At 74.9% G+C, this 14,456-nt stretch carries 14 protein-coding genes and 1 other RNA gene; 4 read left to right on the forward strand and 11 right to left on the reverse strand.

The features are described from left to right. Positions 1–257: 257 nt before the first annotated feature. The 7 genes from C9F11_RS12905 to C9F11_RS12940 all read right to left on the reverse strand — a co-directional run bounded on the left by C9F11_RS12905 (position 258) and on the right by C9F11_RS12940 (position 6,646). The gene (locus tag C9F11_RS12905) at positions 258–938 is read right to left on the reverse strand and encodes a response regulator transcription factor (protein WP_138959428.1); all 681 of its coding nucleotides are present in this window, start codon (positions 936–938) and stop codon (positions 258–260) included. Then, positions 935–2,101: a histidine kinase gene (locus C9F11_RS12910; RefSeq protein WP_138959429.1), complete on the reverse strand. Its 1,167-nt coding sequence runs from the start codon at positions 2,099–2,101 to the stop codon at positions 935–937. Before C9F11_RS12910 ends, C9F11_RS12905 begins: the two co-directional genes overlap by 4 nt. Before the next feature lie 149 nt (positions 2,102–2,250). Next, the gene (locus C9F11_RS12915) at positions 2,251–3,003 is read right to left on the reverse strand and encodes an SAVMC3_10250 family protein (RefSeq protein WP_138959430.1); all 753 of its coding nucleotides are present in this window, start codon (positions 3,001–3,003) and stop codon (positions 2,251–2,253) included. 260 nt (positions 3,004–3,263) lie between these two features. Further along, positions 3,264–3,665, reverse strand: an RNA gene (gene rnpB / locus C9F11_RS12920) — RNase P RNA component class A. A 945-nt stretch (positions 3,666–4,610) separates the two neighbouring features. Further along, the gene (locus C9F11_RS12930) at positions 4,611–5,411 is read right to left on the reverse strand and encodes an AraC family transcriptional regulator (RefSeq protein ID WP_249401706.1); all 801 of its coding nucleotides are present in this window, start codon (positions 5,409–5,411) and stop codon (positions 4,611–4,613) included. Positions 5,412–5,668: 257 nt separating this feature from the next. Beyond that, a complete protein-coding gene (locus tag C9F11_RS12935; protein ID WP_138966413.1) occupies positions 5,669–6,187 on the reverse strand; it encodes a TetR/AcrR family transcriptional regulator in 519 nt (172 codons plus the stop codon). 33 nt (positions 6,188–6,220) lie between these two features. Beyond that, entirely contained in the window at positions 6,221–6,646 is a 426-nt protein-coding gene (locus C9F11_RS12940) for a DUF4260 family protein (RefSeq protein WP_138959432.1), read from the reverse strand. A 134-nt stretch (positions 6,647–6,780) separates the two neighbouring features. Between C9F11_RS12940 and C9F11_RS12945 the strand changes: the two genes are divergently transcribed. Together C9F11_RS12945 and C9F11_RS12950 are read left to right on the forward strand one after the other, a co-directional pair. After that, complete coding sequence (locus C9F11_RS12945; protein ID WP_138959433.1) at positions 6,781–7,608, forward strand: MerR family transcriptional regulator; 828 nt, start codon at positions 6,781–6,783, stop codon at positions 7,606–7,608. Then, positions 7,605–8,276 carry a hypothetical protein gene (locus tag C9F11_RS12950; RefSeq protein WP_249401707.1) on the forward strand — a complete coding sequence of 224 codons (672 nt, stop codon included), beginning with the start codon at positions 7,605–7,607 and terminating at the stop codon, positions 8,274–8,276. The genes C9F11_RS12945 and C9F11_RS12950 overlap by 4 nt, the downstream gene beginning before the upstream one ends. Here C9F11_RS12950 and C9F11_RS12955 read toward each other — a convergent pair. Continuing rightward, the gene (locus C9F11_RS12955; protein WP_138959434.1) at positions 8,263–9,708 is read right to left on the reverse strand and encodes an RNB domain-containing ribonuclease; all 1,446 of its coding nucleotides are present in this window, start codon (positions 9,706–9,708) and stop codon (positions 8,263–8,265) included. The two genes, C9F11_RS12950 and C9F11_RS12955, sit on opposite strands and share 14 nt — an antisense overlap. Positions 9,709–9,889: 181 nt before the next feature. On the opposite strand from C9F11_RS12955, the gene yaaA reads away from it, so the two are divergent. Together yaaA and eda are read left to right on the forward strand one after the other, a co-directional pair. Further along, positions 9,890–10,690 (forward strand): peroxide stress protein YaaA, encoded by an 801-nt coding sequence (yaaA, locus tag C9F11_RS12960; RefSeq protein ID WP_138959435.1) that lies wholly within the window; start codon positions 9,890–9,892, stop codon positions 10,688–10,690. 73 nt (positions 10,691–10,763) lie between these two features. After that, positions 10,764–11,396, forward strand: a complete 633-nt coding sequence (gene eda / locus C9F11_RS12965; protein WP_138959436.1) for a bifunctional 4-hydroxy-2-oxoglutarate aldolase/2-dehydro-3-deoxy-phosphogluconate aldolase — start codon at positions 10,764–10,766, stop codon at positions 11,394–11,396. Positions 11,397–11,435: 39 nt separating this feature from the next. Here the strand turns inward: eda and C9F11_RS12970 are convergent, their stop codons facing one another. Genes C9F11_RS12970 through C9F11_RS12980 form a run of 3 tightly spaced genes read right to left on the reverse strand, consistent with a single transcriptional unit; the run spans position 11,436 to position 14,443 of the window. Next, entirely contained in the window at positions 11,436–12,815 is a 1,380-nt protein-coding gene (locus C9F11_RS12970; RefSeq protein ID WP_138959437.1) for a bifunctional RNase H/acid phosphatase, read from the reverse strand. A 9-nt stretch (positions 12,816–12,824) separates the two neighbouring features. After that, positions 12,825–13,568, reverse strand: coding sequence for a C4-type zinc ribbon domain-containing protein (locus tag C9F11_RS12975; RefSeq protein ID WP_212767905.1), 744 nt, complete (start codon positions 13,566–13,568; stop codon positions 12,825–12,827). Further along, entirely contained in the window at positions 13,565–14,443 is an 879-nt protein-coding gene (locus C9F11_RS12980) for a Nif3-like dinuclear metal center hexameric protein (RefSeq protein ID WP_138959439.1), read from the reverse strand. The genes C9F11_RS12975 and C9F11_RS12980 overlap by 4 nt, the downstream gene beginning before the upstream one ends. Positions 14,444–14,456 lie beyond the last annotated feature (13 nt).

A 14,456-nucleotide genomic window follows, 5' to 3' on the forward strand; every position in this document is an offset into this window, starting at 1 on the left:
CGTGTTCACTGCGGTGGTGCACAGTCTCCCCTTGGTGTGGGTGCGGTGGTGGTGGCTGTGGGGGGGTGTGGGGCGTGTGGGGTCTGGGCGCGGCACGCGGCGGGGCACTCGGTGGGGCGCTCGGCCGGGGCGTGTACGTGGGGCGTGTACGTGGGGCGTGTACGTGGGGCGTGTGCGCGGGGCGTGTGCGCGGGCAGCACGGCATCGCCGAGCGGCGGTCGTACGGGGCCGTCGGCGGGGTCCTTCAGGAGGACGGGCTAGGGCTCGATCAGGCCTGCCCTGATGGCGTACCGGGTCAGGGCGAGCCGGTCGCGCAGGCCGAGCTTGTGGAGGAGGTTCGCGCGGTGGCGCTCCACGGTCTTGGCGCTGATGGTCAGCAGATCGCCGATCTCCTTGGAGGTGTGCCCCTCGGCGACGAGCTTCAGGATCTGTTCCTCGCGGTCGGTGATGGCCTTGCGAGGCAGCGCCCGGCCCTGCCGGAGCAGGTCGAGGTACTTGCGGATGAGGGTGCTCTCCGCGCCCGGGTAGATGAAGGGCTCGTTGCGCATCGCGGACCGGCACGCGGCGACGAGGTCGCGATCGGCGACGGACTTGAGCACGTACCCGCACGCTCCGGCCCTGAGGGCCTCGAAGAAGTACTGCTCGTTGTCGTACATGGTCAGGATCAGAATGCGGGGCCCGTCCGCCAGCCGGGACAGCTCCCGGGCCGCCTGCAGCCCCGTGAGACGCGGCATCGCCACGTCGAGCACCACGAGGTCCGGCCGCACCTCCCTGGCCAACGCGAGCGCCTCGGCCCCGTCCCCCGCCTCGGCCACCACGGAGAGGTCCCCCTCCCCATCAAGAATCAGCCGCACCCCGCGGCGGACGAGGGCATGGTCATCAGCCAGCAGAATCCGCGCGGGAGCGGGAGCGGGAGCGATCACGGTCGCGCCGGTCATGCGGGGCCCTCTGGGTGGGGGGTGGCGGGGGCGTACGGGGTGGGGGGCACGGCGGGTGCGGTGGGGCTCGCGCCGACGCCGGTCACGGCGGCGGACGCCGTACCCGTCGACGCGTCGGGGCCGTCGAGCCCGGCGGCGTGCGCGGCGGACAACCCCGCCCCGGCAGGCGCGGCGGACGTGGCGGTGGCGTCGGGCCCGGAGGGGCGCGTGGTGGTGCGGCCCGCCGGGATCCAGAGGCGTACGACCGTGCCCGTACCGGCCCCTGACGGGTCCGCCCCCACCGTCAGCCGTCCCCCGAGGAGCAGGGCGCGCTCCCGCATGCCCCGGATGCCGGAGCCTTCCGCGGCGTCGCGCAGGCCGTGGCCCTCGTCGCGGACGATCAGTTCCACCCCGTCCCGTACGCACCGCAGGGCCAGCTCGGCCCGGCCGGTGCCCGCGTGCCGGGCGGTGTTGGTGAGGGCTTCCTGCGCGACGCGGTACACCACGAGTTCGGCCTCCCCGTCCAGGCGGGGCAGGCCTGAGTCGAAGCGGTCGTGGACGGCGAGACCGGACTCGCTGAACTCCCCGGCGAGGGCTCGCAGGCCGCTCACCAGGCCGAGGTCCTCAAGGACGCCCGGCCGCAGCCGCCGCGCGATGCGGCGGATCTCGTCGAGGCTGCCCCGGGTGGTCTCCTGCACCCCGCTCAGCTCCTCGCGCAGCGGCTCCGGCGCCCGGTCGGCGACCCGCTTCACCTGCAACAACACGGCGGTGAGGGTCTGCCCCACCTCGTCGTGGAGCTCCCGCGCGACCCGGCGGCGCTCGGCCTCCTGGGCGGACAGCGCCCGGGCGCTGCTGGTGGCGCGCTCGCTCTCGAGCCGGTCGAGCATGGCGTTGTACGTGCTGATGAGCTGGGCGACCTCGCCGTGCCCGGCGACGGCGGTCCTGGCGCCCGGCCGCAGCAGATCGGCGGCGGCCATGGCCCGGCTCAGCCGCTTCAGCGGGGCGAGCCCCACCCGCAGCAGCACGGCGTTGGCCACGAGCATCGCCACGACCCCGCCGAGCACGACGAGCGCCTCGCCGAGCAGCACCGGGCTGGACACGGTGACCATGGGACTGAGCAGCAGCAGCGCGGCGACCACGAGCACGACGGCGTTCATCGAAAAGATCCGCCAGAACAACGACACCGCACTCCCTCTCTCCACAACAGCACCCCCATCCTCCCGGACCGGACGCGCACGACGTTTCCCGCGGAACCGGACCAGTTTGGACACGGGGGTGGCCGAAATCCATCCGTAGTGACACCCATTTCGGGGCGGTGGCGTGACTCGCGGAGTTACGGAGTGACGTACTCCACATACAGGGGCGTAGCCACGACGTACCGCACGCCCCCGCCGCCCGGCGCGGCCAGGGCCGCCGTGACGCGGGCGTGGCCGCGCATCCAGGCTGCGGTCTCGACGGGGAGCTGCCGGTCCAGGGCGGCCAGAACCTGGCGGGTACCTTCGGCGAGGGTCGGCGGAGCGTGCGGCGTGGAAGTGGAACCGGGTTCGTCGACGGCTCCGGGCTGTGCCGCGAGGGTGTCGAGAAGCGTCGCGGCCCGGGTCGCCACGAACTCCACCCAGGAGGGGCCGCAGCTGTCACCACCACCGTCCCACCTGTCCTCCACCAGGGCGGGCGGTTCGGCCACACCGGGCTTCGAGCCACCTCCCAGGTGCTCGACCGACCCGTGCAGCACGAGCCGAACGGCGCCCCCGCTCTCATATCCCTCCACGCCCGCTGCCGGGTCGAGGAAGAGGACCATGCCCGGAGCGGCACCATTGAGGGCCCGGTAGTTCAGCGGCGCCTCGAACTCCACCCAGGCCCCGGCTCGGACCTCCGGCTCCGTGAACCAGCGCGCGCTGACGGACACGTGCTCCACGATCCGCCGCAGCCGCTTCTCCCGTTCCCGCTCGGCATCCGGCGTCCCCGCCTCGACCCCCACCCCGCCTACGGGCGTACTGACCTGCCACCCATGCCGCCCCGTCAGCCACCGCCGCTCGGGCATGAACTGCCGCAGCTTGCGATCGGACAGATACACGAGCTCGCGCACGAGGCTCCCCGGGATGAGCGAAGGCGACGGGTCGCCCTGAACGACAACGGCACGCCAGCAATGTACTCAAGTGCCCTGTGCCGTTCAGCAGTTACTCGTCCTCACAGGAGCCGCCGAGGCGGGCGGCCACAGACGCACGGACGCGGAACGGACAGTCGACGCACCCCCGACAGCTCACCCCTCTACGCCGCCACGTCCAAGAGGATGAGCCGTCACACGTGACCGCGCGGAATCCCCTCGGGCGTGCCCCTGGTGAGCGGCAGACGAGTCGGGCTGTACGCCGGGTTCTGTCGCCCGGGCGCCTCGCGGCGGCCGGGGAGACGGCCATCCATCTAGGGCCTCCGTTGCCGAAGGCCTCGTGCGGTCTACCCGCGGACTCGGGCGGGCAGCCCTCGGTCGTCCGCGCAGAAACACCGGAGTGTTTCCTTTTGACCTTGCTCCAGGTGGGGTTTACCTAGCCGCCTGAGTCACCTCAGGCGCTGGTGGTCTCTTACACCACCGTTTCACCCTTACCGAGGACCGAGGTCCCCGGCGGTCTGTTTTCTGTGGCACTGTCCCGCGGGTCACCCCGGGTGGCCGTTAGCCACCACCTTGCCCTGTGGAGCCCGGACGTTCCTCGGAGAGGTCCGCCAGGACCTCTACGCGGCCGTCCGCCCGGCTCGTCTGCCGTGTCGACCATGGTACCCGCCGTGACCGGCCCCGCGGCGCCGAGGCCGCCGTGGCCAGGAACGAGCCCGCCAGGATCAGGGTGAAGGCGGCCCAGAAGGCGGGGGTGAGGTGCTCGGAGAGGAAGACGACGCCCGCGATCGCCGCCACCGCCGGGTTGATGTACGTGAAGACGACGGCCCGGGTCGGGCCCGCCTCGTGGATGAGTTCCAGGAAGACCACGAAGGCCAGGGCGGTGCAGATGACGCCGAGGCCCGCCAGGGCCGCGAGCGCCAGGCACGGGGCGATCAGCTGGAGCGTGGGCACCCGCCGGAGGTGACGGGCCACGATCAGCGGGGCCGTGGCGTAGCCGAGTGCCGTGATCAGGACCTCGGTGAGCGACCAGGCGTCGCCGCCCGTCAGGTGCGGGACGGTGAGGACGGCGACCCCCGCGAAGCCCAGGCCGAGCCCGGTCAGACGGCGGGCGCCGAGGCGTTCGGCGGCGCCGAAGAAGCGGGCGAGGGCGGCGCCGATGATCGGCACCGCGGCGATGAGCAGGCCCGCCGTGGAGCTGGACAGATGCCGCTCGGCGTCGGTCAGGGTCCACCAGGGGCCGAGGATCTCCACGGCGGCGAAGGCCAGCATCGGGCGCCAGTGGGTCTTCAGTACGCCGGGGAGTCCGCCCTGGCGTATCGCGAAGGGCAGCAGCAGCGCGGCGCCGAGCGCACAGCGCGTGAACACCACCATGGACGGTGTCAGATCACTGTCGACCGCCACTTTGATCATCAGGTACGGGATGCCCCACAGGACACCCATGAGCGAGAAGAGAAACCAGCCTCGTGCCGTCATGCCCGCAGTGTGCGGGCGGCGGGCGGGGGGTGTCTTGAACGTTGTTGCAGGCCCGCGGCACGCCGGGCTCAGGGCCCCGGGCCCCATGCCACGGGCCCCGGCGCGCGCCGGGCTCAAGGCGCGGCGACCCCGCGCACGCTCTTCCGGTACGCCGCCGGCGTCACCCCGAGCACCCTCCTGAACCAGCGCGTCAGATGGGCCTGATCGGCGAAGCCCACCAAGGCCGCGACCTCGGCCGGTCTGCGCCCCGCCTCCAGGAGCGCGCGGGCCCGGGCGACGCGGTGCTGCGCCAGCCAGGCGTACGGCGGCATCCCCATCGTCGTACGGAAGGCGCGCAGCAGTTGGTAGCGGGACAGGCCGGTTTCGGCCGCCAGCTCGGCGAGCGTGGGCGGGGTGCCGAGGTCGTCGGCCAGGCGGTCGCGGACGGCGAGGGCCAGGGCGGCCGCGCCCGGGACCGTGCCGGGGGCGGGGCGGGCGCCGCCGTGGCGGCGGACCAGCGTGCTGAGCAGCCAGGTGAGCCGGGACTCGGCGGCGAACGCGGTCAGGGGGTCGGCGGCCCCGCCCGCGCTCAGCTCGGTGTGCGCCGCGTACAGGGCCGCCGCCAGCTGGCTGTCGTCCACGACCGCCTCCCTGAAGTGCGGCAGGTCCCTGGCCGCGTCGGCAAGCAGGTGCGGGGCGGGGTACATCGCGCGGTACGCGTAGCCGTCGCCCAGGGCCGGGCGGCCGGTGTGGGGCTCGCCCGGGGCGAGGACGACCACGGCGCCGGGGCCGATGTCCAGGCGGCCGCCCCGGTAGTCGATGATCTCGCTGCCCGCCACGCAGACGCCGACGGTGAACTCCTCGTGGGCATGCGGGGCGTAGCGGTGCCGGTCGAAGCGGGCGGTCAGCAGGTCCAGCGTGGCGCCGCCCCCCAAGGGGGCTCGGGTCCAGATCGCTCGTTCGCCACCGCCACCGCGTTCGCCGCCCCCGCGTTCGGTGCCGCCACGTGCCCCTCCCCTGCCAGTCATCCCCGTCGCCCCCCGTGCCTCCGTGCTGGACGCGCCTTGCCGGTCGTCGCCTCACTGCCGATCCGTCGTGGCTGGTCGCGCAGTTCCCCGCGCCCCTACGGGGCCCGCCCGTACGAGGAAGCCGCATGTCGACAAAGCCCCGCGCCCCTAACGGGGCGCTCCCCCTAAGGGGCGCTCCTCTCGAACGCCGTCACGCCCCTCTTCCACGCTTCCCCGAGGCCGACCCCCTCGGGGAAGCGGCCGTGGATCTCCAGGATGACCATGCCATGGGCGAACGCCCATACGGCGCGGGCCCGTTCCACGTCGCCCCCGCAGACGCGGAGCAGCGGGGCCGCCGCTCGCTCCTCCAGGCCGGGCGGCAGGGCGTGGCGGGGCAGGGGGCGCTCGGTGGCCAGGCGGTAGAGGTGGGGGTGGGCCAGGGCGTGGGTCCGGTAGGCCTCGGCGAGGGCGGCGAGGGAGCCGGGCGCGCGGTCCACGGCGGCCTCGCAGGCCGCGGCGGACCCGGCGAGCTGCTGGGCGATCAGCTCGACCTCGACCGCGGCCTTGTCGGGGAAGTGCTTGTACAGCGACGGCGCCTTGATGCCGAGCCGGTCGGCGAGGGAGCGCATGGTCAGGGCCTCGGGGCCCGCCTCCTCCACGAGGGCGCGGGCCGCCGCGACGATCTCGCGGGCGCGGGCGGTCAGTCGCTGGTCGGCCACGCCGGAGCCCTTCCTCGGTCAGCCACGCTGGAACCCTTCCTTCGTACGCAGTCCATAGCCGAAGGCGCGATCGTACGAGATGTGGGCGAGCCAGGCGCACAGGGCCGCGACCACGGGGGGCCAGGTGAGGGGCACGGCGGTGTAGACGGCGAGGAGCGCCAGGGGGACCGGGGCGCGGTGGGCCGCGTTGTAGTACGGGACGGCGCGGGGCGGGAGCTGGCCGCGGGCCGTGCGGGGCGCCTCGCCCAGGCCGACGAAGAGGGCCAGGTCCGGGGCGAGGGCGAAGAGGAGCGCGGCGGTGCCCGCGGGCCAGCCGTGGTTCACGCCCTCAAGGACGGCGAAGACCGTCCAGAGGACGGCGGCGGCGAACCAGCCGACGCGCGCCGCGACGCGCGCGGCCGTGTGGCCCTGGGCCTTGGGTGCGGGGGTGGCGACGGTGGCCATGGGTCTCCTCCAAGTCCGGCTAACAGCGTTAGCCACACCGTATGGCTAACGCTGTTAGCCCGTCAAGGGGGAGGCAAGGCAGCGGCGAGGCGGAGGCTTGACCTTGACGCGGCGTCAACGTTTCTACTGAGGGCATGCGGATCGGAGAGATCGCGGCGGCCGTCGGCCTGACCACGCGCGCCATCAGGCACTACCACCACCTCGGGCTGCTTCCCGAGCCGGTGCGCCTGCCCAACGGCTACCGCTCGTACGGCCTGCGCGAGGCCATCGTGCTCGCGCGGATCAGACGCCTCACCGAACTCGGCCTCGGCCTCGACGAGGTGCGGGACGTGCTCGCCGACGACGCCGGGCGCGAGCTGACCGAGGTCCTCGCCGAGCTCGACGAGGACCTGGCCCGGCAGGAGGCGGCCGTACGGGAGCGGCGCACCCGGCTCGCCGAGCTGCTCCAGCTGTCCAGGGAGGGGCTGCTGCCCGGCGACGGGCCCGTATCGCCGGGGCTCGCCGACCTGTTCGCGCGGCTGTGGCCCGCCGACTCGGCGAGCGCGGCGAAGGACCTCGAACACCTCGCCCTGTTCGACGCCATCGCCGAGCCCGGCCTGCGCGAGCGCCTCTACGCGACGCTGCGCGAGGTCGCCGACGACGCCGGGCTCAGCGCCCGCATGCGGCAGGTGTACGCGCGCCTGGACGAGCTGACCGACGCGCCCGCCGACGACCCCCGGGTCGTGCCGCTCGGCGAGGACCTCGCCGGGCTCGTGCCCGACGGCATCCTCGCGGTCCTCGTGGGCGGGGACGAGGACCGCGAGGCGCCCGGCGGCCCGGGCGGCGGGCGCGCGCCGCGGGAGCGGGCCCGCCTCGGCACCGCCTTCGGGGACGCGTTCCTCGACGACTTCGCGCCCGCCCAGGCGGCGGCCGTACGGCACATGCTGAAGCTGCTCACCGGGACGACGCGGTGGTCGCCGTGACCGGGCCGGTCCGGGTGGCGCGGCGGCTGCTCGCGCACGAGCTGCGGGGGCTGCGCGGCCTCGGCCTGTGGGCGGCGCGGCGGCGCCACGGAGTCGGCCCCGGCGACCGGGCGGCGGCGTACACCGGCCCGCAGACCGCGACGCTCTTCGCCTTCGCCTTCCTCGCGGTGGTCGAGACGGTCGCGCTGGCCGTCGTCGTGCCGTGGCCGCTCGCGCACGCCGCGCTGCTGTTCGTCGACGCGTACACCGTGCTGCAGATCGTCGCCCTGCACGCCGCGTGCGTGACCCGGCCCCATGTGTCGGGCGCGGACGGCTCGCTCAGGGTGCGCTACGGACAGCTCCTCGATCTGCGGATCCCGGCCCCGCTCATCCGCGGCGCCCGCGTGGACCGGCGCTACCCCGAGGGGCGCGCGCTCCGCTGCGGCGCCGACGGCACGGTCGACGTCTCCGTCGGCAACCAGACGACGGTCACCGTGGAGCTCGCCGAACCCGTCGCGTTCGTCCGCCCGTTGGGGCGGACGGCGTACGCCCGGGTGGTGCGACTGCACGCCGACGACCCGAAGGGCCTCGTCGACGCGCTCCGCGGCGCCCGGGAGCGGCACGAGCCGGCGGCCGACCGCCCGGCGCCGGTCCCGCCGGAGGCGTGCGACCTCGTCACGCGGGAGTGAACAGGACCTTCGCCTCGGCGGGGTCCGCCCGCGCGAGGCGGACGCGCAGACGTTCGCCCAGGGGCAGCCGGGCCGCGGCCGACTCGACGCGGGCGACGACGGCGGGGTCGGTCAACTGGACGGTGCCGACGGCGGGTTCCGCCTCCTTCACGTCCACGACCACCGCGTCGAAGAGCTCGCCCACGCGGTCCTTGAGCAGCGCCGCCTCGACGAGGTCGACGCTCGCGCGCTCCACGGCGTTGCCGCGCCGCGTGCCCTCCGCCATCTCCTTGGGCAGGCCGGGCAGGGCCGCGAGCACCCACTCCGGGGGCGCGGCGTCCGCGCAGGCGGCCAGGCACAGCTCGGCCGCGTACCGGTCGACGAGGCGGCGCAGCGGCGCCGTGCAGTGCGCGTACGGCGCGGCCACCGCGGCGTGCGTCGTCAGCTCGGGGACCTCGCCGCCGCCGAACGCCGTGTACCCGGCGCCGCGCAGCAGCGTCGTGCACTCCTGGAGGAACGCTGCGTGGCGGGGCAGGCGCGGGTCGAGGGAGCGGACGAGCGCGGCGTACGGGACGTGGTGCGGCCAGTCGATGTCCAGGGCCTTCGCGGTCCTGCGCAGCCGGCCGACCGCGCCGTCCGGGGCCGTCGGCAGCGTCCGCAGGACGCCCGTACCGGAGTCGATCATGAGTTGCGCGGCGGCCATGCCCGTGAGCAGGGAGATCTGGGCGTTCCAGCCGTCGGCGGGCAGGGGCGCGCGGTAGGCGAGCGCGTAGGTGTCGCCCGGGCCCTCGACGACCTCCTGCTCGGGGACGTTGAGGGAGATGCCGCCGCGCTCGACCTCAAGGCGCTCGCGGAGCCTGCCGACGTCCGCGAGCAGCGCGAGCGGCTCCTCGGCGGTGCCCGCGTCGATGCTCGCCTGGACGCCGTCGTAGTCGAGCTTGGCGCGGCTGCGGACCAGGGCGCGGCGCACGTCGGCGGACTCGGTGCGGCCGTCCGCGTCCAGGTCGACCGTCCACACCAGCGCCGGGCAGGTCTGGCCCGGCAGCAGGCTGGCCGCGCCCTCGCTGAGGGCGGTCGGGTGCAGCGGCACCTTCTCGTCGGGGAAGTAGAGGGTGGTGACGCGCCGGTGGGCCTCGGTGTCGAGGGGGCCCTTCGGGGTGACGTACGCGGCCACGTCGGCGATGGCGTACCGCACCCGGTAGCCGCCGCCCGGCCGCCGCGACAGGTGCATGGCCTGGTCCAGGTCGACCGAGGCCGGCGGGTCGACCGTGAAGAAGGGGACGTCCGTCGCGTCCTCGTCGGGCAGCCTCGGGGCCGCGGCGGCGCGCTCCGCCTCCGCCAGGGCCCCCGCCGGGAACTCTTCGGGTACGTCCAGCCTTGCGCGCAGGTCCCGCAGCGCCGCCCGCAGCGGGGCCTCGGCTGCGCCGGTGACTCGGAGATGACGCCGGGGCATACCCCGAGCGTAGGCCCGGCCCTTTGGGGTGGCATCTGGACTCCTTCGCCTGCGGGCCGCCTGTGGCTGATCGCGCCCACGCGGCGGAGCCGCATATCGGCACAGTCCCGCGCCCCTTGCAGGGGCGCCACACCGTACGCTGGGGCGGCGCCCAGTCCATAGCCTCCGAAGGAGAAGACCCTTGCTCGTCCTGCTGCCGCCGTCCGAGGGTAAGGCCGCCTCCGGGCGCGGGGCGCCGCTCAAGCCCGAGTCGCTGTCCCTCGCGGGCCTGGCCGGAGCCCGCGCCACCGTCCTCGACGAGCTCGTGGAGCTGTGCGCCGCCGACGAGGAGAAGGCCCGCGAGGTCCTCGGCCTCAGCGAGGGGCTGCGCGGCGAGGTCGCCAAGAACGCCGAGCTGCGCACCGCGGGGGCCAGGCCCGCCGGTGAGATCTACACCGGCGTCCTGTACGACGCGCTCGACCTGGCCACGCTCGACGCCGCGGCGAAGCGGCGGGCCGCACGCTCCCTGCTCGTCTTCTCCGGCCTGTGGGGCGCGGTGTCCGTCGCCGACCGCATCCCCTCCTACCGCTGCTCGATGGGCGTGAAGCTGCCGGGCCTCGGCGCGCTCGCCGCGCACTGGCGCACCCCGATGGCGGCCGTGCTCCCCGAGGCCGCGGGGGACGGTCTCGTCCTGGATCTGCGGTCTGCGGCGTACGCGGCGGCGTGGAAGCCGAAGGGCGAGGTCGCCGGGCGGACCGCGACGGTACGGGTGCTGCACGCGCGCGTGGTGGACGGCGTGGAGCGCCGCTCCGTCGTCTCGCACTTCAACAAGGCCACGAAGGGCCGCGTGGCGCGCTCGCTCCTGACCGCGGGGGCCGCGCCCGCGTCCCCCGCCGAGCTGGTGGAGGCGCTCCGGGACCTCGGCTACGCGGTGGAGGCGCAGCCGCCCGCGAAGCCGACCGCCGCGTGGTCCCTCGACGTGGTGGTGCGGGACATCCACTGAGGCCCCCGCCAGCCCGTTGCAGGGAGCGCAACGGGCTTTGCGGAGGGTGGTGGCGGCGAGGCACGATGCCCCCATGGACACCCCCGCCGCCCAGGCCTCCGTGCTGGACCTCGCCCCCGTCATCCCCGTAGTGGTGGTGGACACCGTCGACGCCGCCGTGCCGCTCGCGCGGGCGCTCGTCGCGGGGGGCCTGCCCGCCATCGAGGTCACGCTGCGGACGCCGGTGGCCCTGGACGCGATCCGGGCGATCGCCGCCGAGGTCCCGGACGCGGTGGTGGGCGCGGGCACGGTCCTCTCGGCGGACCAGGTGAAGGCCGCGGTGGACGCGGGCGCCCGGTTCCTGGTCAGCCCGGGGTGGACGGACACGCTCCTGGAGGCGATGCGGGGGGCGGGCGTCCCGTTCCTGCCGGGCGTCTCGACGACGTCGGAGGTCGTGGCGCTGCTCGAACGCGGCGTGCGCGAGATGAAGTTCTTCCCCGCCGAGGCGGCCGGGGGCACCGCCTATCTCAAGTCGCTCGCGGGCCCGCTCCCGCAGGCCCGCTTCTGCCCGACGGGCGGCGTCTCCGCGGCGTCCGCGCCGTCGTACCTGAAGCTCGCGAACGTCGGCTGCGTGGGCGGCAGTTGGATGCTGCCCGCCGACGCCGTCGCGGCCGGGGACTGGACGCGGGTCGAGTCCCTGGCGCGCACGGCGGCGGCCCTGCGCTAGGCGCCGACCGGGCGGGGCCCGGTCGGCGCGGCCGCGCGGTCAGCGCAGGTGCGCGGTGTCGTTCAGGAGGCGCACGCTGGCGTTGCCGTCCGCGTAGTACGCCACGGCCGACAGCGAGGCCGCCGACAGCTCCATGCGGAACAGCGACTCGGGCGGCGCGCCGAGCGCGAGCCGTACGAGCGTCTTGACGGGCGTGACGTGCGTGACGAGCAGCACGGTGCGGCCCGCGTAGGCGGCCTGGAGCTTGTCGCGGGCCGCCGAGACCCGGCTCGTGACCTCGGCGAAGGACTCGCCGCCCGGCGGCGCGACGTTCGGCGAGGCGAGCCATGCCGTCAGCTCGTCGGGGTAGCGCTCGCGCGCCTCGGCGAAGGTGAGGCCCTCCCAGGCGCCGAAGTCCGTCTCGCGCAGGCCCGGCTCCAGCTCGACGTCGAGGCCGAGCCGGGCGGCGACCGTGCGGGCGGTCTCCTGGCAGCGCAGCAGCGGCGAGGAGACGACGGCCTGCACGGTGCCGCGCGCGGCGAGCGCGGCGGCGACCCGGACGGCCTGCTCCCGGCCCACCTCGGACAGCGAGGGGTCGCTCCCGCCGCTGCCGGAGAAGCGCTTCTCGGGCGTCAGCGGGGTCTCGCCGTGCCGCAGCAGCACGAAGGTCGCGGGGGCGCCGAGGTCGGCGGCCGCGGCCCAGCCGACGGGCGGGGTCGCGGTGTCCGTGCCGGTGCCGGAGGTGCCAGAGGTGGCGGAGGCGCTGGAGGTCGCGGAGGCGCTGGAGGTGGCGGAGGTGCCCGCCGCCACGGAGTGCGCCGCGCGTACGTCGGCGGCTACGGCACCCGCGTCCGTGCCCGTCCCGCCGGTGCTCGTCCCGCCGGTGGCCTTGCCCGTCGCCCCGGCGAGCGCCGCCCGGGCCTTCGCCGCGCCCGCGGCCGCGTCGCCGGGCGGGCCCGCGGGCTCCGCGGCGGCGCGGGACGCGGCGCGCAGGTCCGCGGTCGACGCCGAGGGCGACCACTGCTCGCCGCGCTTGCCCGCGTCCATCGCCTCGTTCGCCAAGCGGTCCGCGTGCTTGTTCTTCTCGCGCGGGATCCACTGGTAGGTGACCTGCGCACGCGGAAGGACCGCGGCCGCCTCGGCGGCCAGGGGCTTCATGTCGGGGTGCTTGATCTTCCAGCGGCCCGACATCTGCTCGACGACCAGCTTGGAGTCCATGCGGACGCGGACCGTCGCCTCGGGGTCCAGGTCGCGGGCCGCCCTCAGGCCTGCGACCAGGCCCTTGTACTCGGCCACGTTGTTCGTGGCGACGCCGACGTACTCGGCGGTCTCGGCCAGCGTCTCGCCGGTGACGGCGTCGATGACGACCGCGCCGTAGCCCGCGGGCCCCGGGTTGCCCCGGGAGCCGCCGTCGGCCTCGACGATGAACTCCTGTGCCACGCCCGCCCCTTACAGGCCGGACTCGGAGGTGCGCACCAGGATGCGGCTGCAGTTCTCGCAGCGCACGACCTTGTCGGGCGCGGCCGCCTTGATCTCGTTCACCTCGGTGATGTCCAGCTCGAGGCGGCAGCCCTCACAGCGCCGCTGGTGGAGCTTGGCCGCACCGATGCCGCCCTGCTTCACGCGCAGCCGGTCGTACAGCGCGAGCAGATCGGCGGGGACGGCACCGGCCACGACCTCGCGGTCCTTGGTGACCGTGGCGGCCTCGCGGTCGAGATCGGCCTGTGCGACGTCCCTGCGGCCCGTCGCGTCGTCGAGCTTGGCCTGCACGGAGGAGACCCGCTCGGTCAGCTCGGCGACGCGCTCCTGCGCGGACTCGCGGCGCTCCATGACCTCCAGGACGACGTCCTCCAGGTCGCCCTGGCGCTTGGCGAGGGAGGCGATCTCCTTCTGGAGGTTCTCCAGGTCCTTGGGCGAGGTGACCGCGCCGGAGTCCAGGCGCTGCTGGTCGCGGACGGCGCGCTGGCGCACCTGGTCCACGTCCTGCTCGGCCTTGGTCTGCTCGCGGGCGCAGTCGCTCTCCTCGGTCTGCGCGGCCACGAGCAGGTCGCGCAGCTGCGTGAAGTCCTTCGTCAGCGACTCGATCTCGGCGTGCTCGGGCAGCGACTTGCGCTTGTGCGCGAGCTGGGCGAGACGGACGTCCAGGTCCTGGACGTCGAGGAGACGGATCTGGTCGGCGGGCGCGGCGTTCAGTTGGGGGCTCCAAAGGAATCAGAAGGGGCGCCGGGGGCGCTCCCTGCGGGGGACGACGCCGCGTGGGCGGTCCAGGGGTCGGTGACCGTCTTCGAGACGTGGACGCGAAGGCCCCATCCGTGCCGGTCGGAGATCTGGTCGAGCTGGGCGGCCGCCAGCTCGCACCAGGGCCACTCGGTGGCCCAGTGCGCGGCGTCGAGCAGCGCGAGCGGTGCCTCGGCGCGGGCCTCCGACACCGGGTGGTGGCGCAGGTCGGCGGTGAGGAAGGCGTCGACGCCCGCGGCGCGCACGGCGCCGAAGAGGCTGTCGCCGGAGCCGCCGCTGACCGCGACGGTACGGATGAGCTGCTCCGGGTCGCCCGCGACGCGGACGCCCTGCGCGGTGGCGGGCAGCCGCTTCGCCGCCTGTTCGGCGAACTCGGCGAGGGTCAGTGGGTGTTCCGGCTCGCAGATCCGGCCGAGCCCGCGCCGCCCGTGCTCGTCGGCCGGGTCCGGCACCAGGGGGCGCAGGACGCGCAGGCCGAGGGCGCCCGCGAGGGCGTCGGAGACGCCGGGGTCCGCGGTGTCGGCGTTGGTGTGGGCGACGTGCAGCGCGATGTCGTTCTTGATCAGGTCGTGGACGACCCGGCCCTTGAACGTCGAGGCGGCCACCGTCGTCGTACCGCGCAGATAGAGCGGGTGGTGGGTGACGAGCAGGTCGGCGCCGAGCCGGACCGCCTCGTCGGCGATGTCCTGGACGGGGTCGACGGCGAACAGGACCCGGGAGACCTCCTGGTCCGGGTCACCGCAGACCGTGCCGACCGCGTCCCACTGCTCGGCCCGCTCCGCGGGCCACAGGGCGTCGAGCGCGGCGATGACTTCAGACAGACGGGGCACGCACAAAAGGCTA

It is taken from the genome of Streptomyces sp. YIM 121038, from assembly GCF_006088715.1.
Classification (GTDB): domain Bacteria; phylum Actinomycetota; class Actinomycetes; order Streptomycetales; family Streptomycetaceae; genus Streptomyces.

What these genes read in the sequence shown, in the direction of transcription:
- C9F11_RS12955 (WP_138959434.1), bottom strand. Translation starts at nt 9,708, where the DNA reads ATGCCCCGGCGTCATCTCCGAGTCACCGGCGCAGCCGAGGCCCCGCTG.
- C9F11_RS12940 (WP_138959432.1), bottom strand. Translation starts at nt 6,646, where the DNA reads ATGGCCACCGTCGCCACCCCCGCACCCAAGGCCCAGGGCCACACGGCC.
- eda (WP_138959436.1), top strand. Translation starts at nt 10,764, where the DNA reads ATGGACACCCCCGCCGCCCAGGCCTCCGTGCTGGACCTCGCCCCCGTC.
- C9F11_RS12945 (WP_138959433.1), top strand. Translation starts at nt 6,781, where the DNA reads ATGCGGATCGGAGAGATCGCGGCGGCCGTCGGCCTGACCACGCGCGCC.
- C9F11_RS12905 (WP_138959428.1), bottom strand. Translation starts at nt 938, where the DNA reads ATGACCGGCGCGACCGTGATCGCTCCCGCTCCCGCTCCCGCGCGGATT.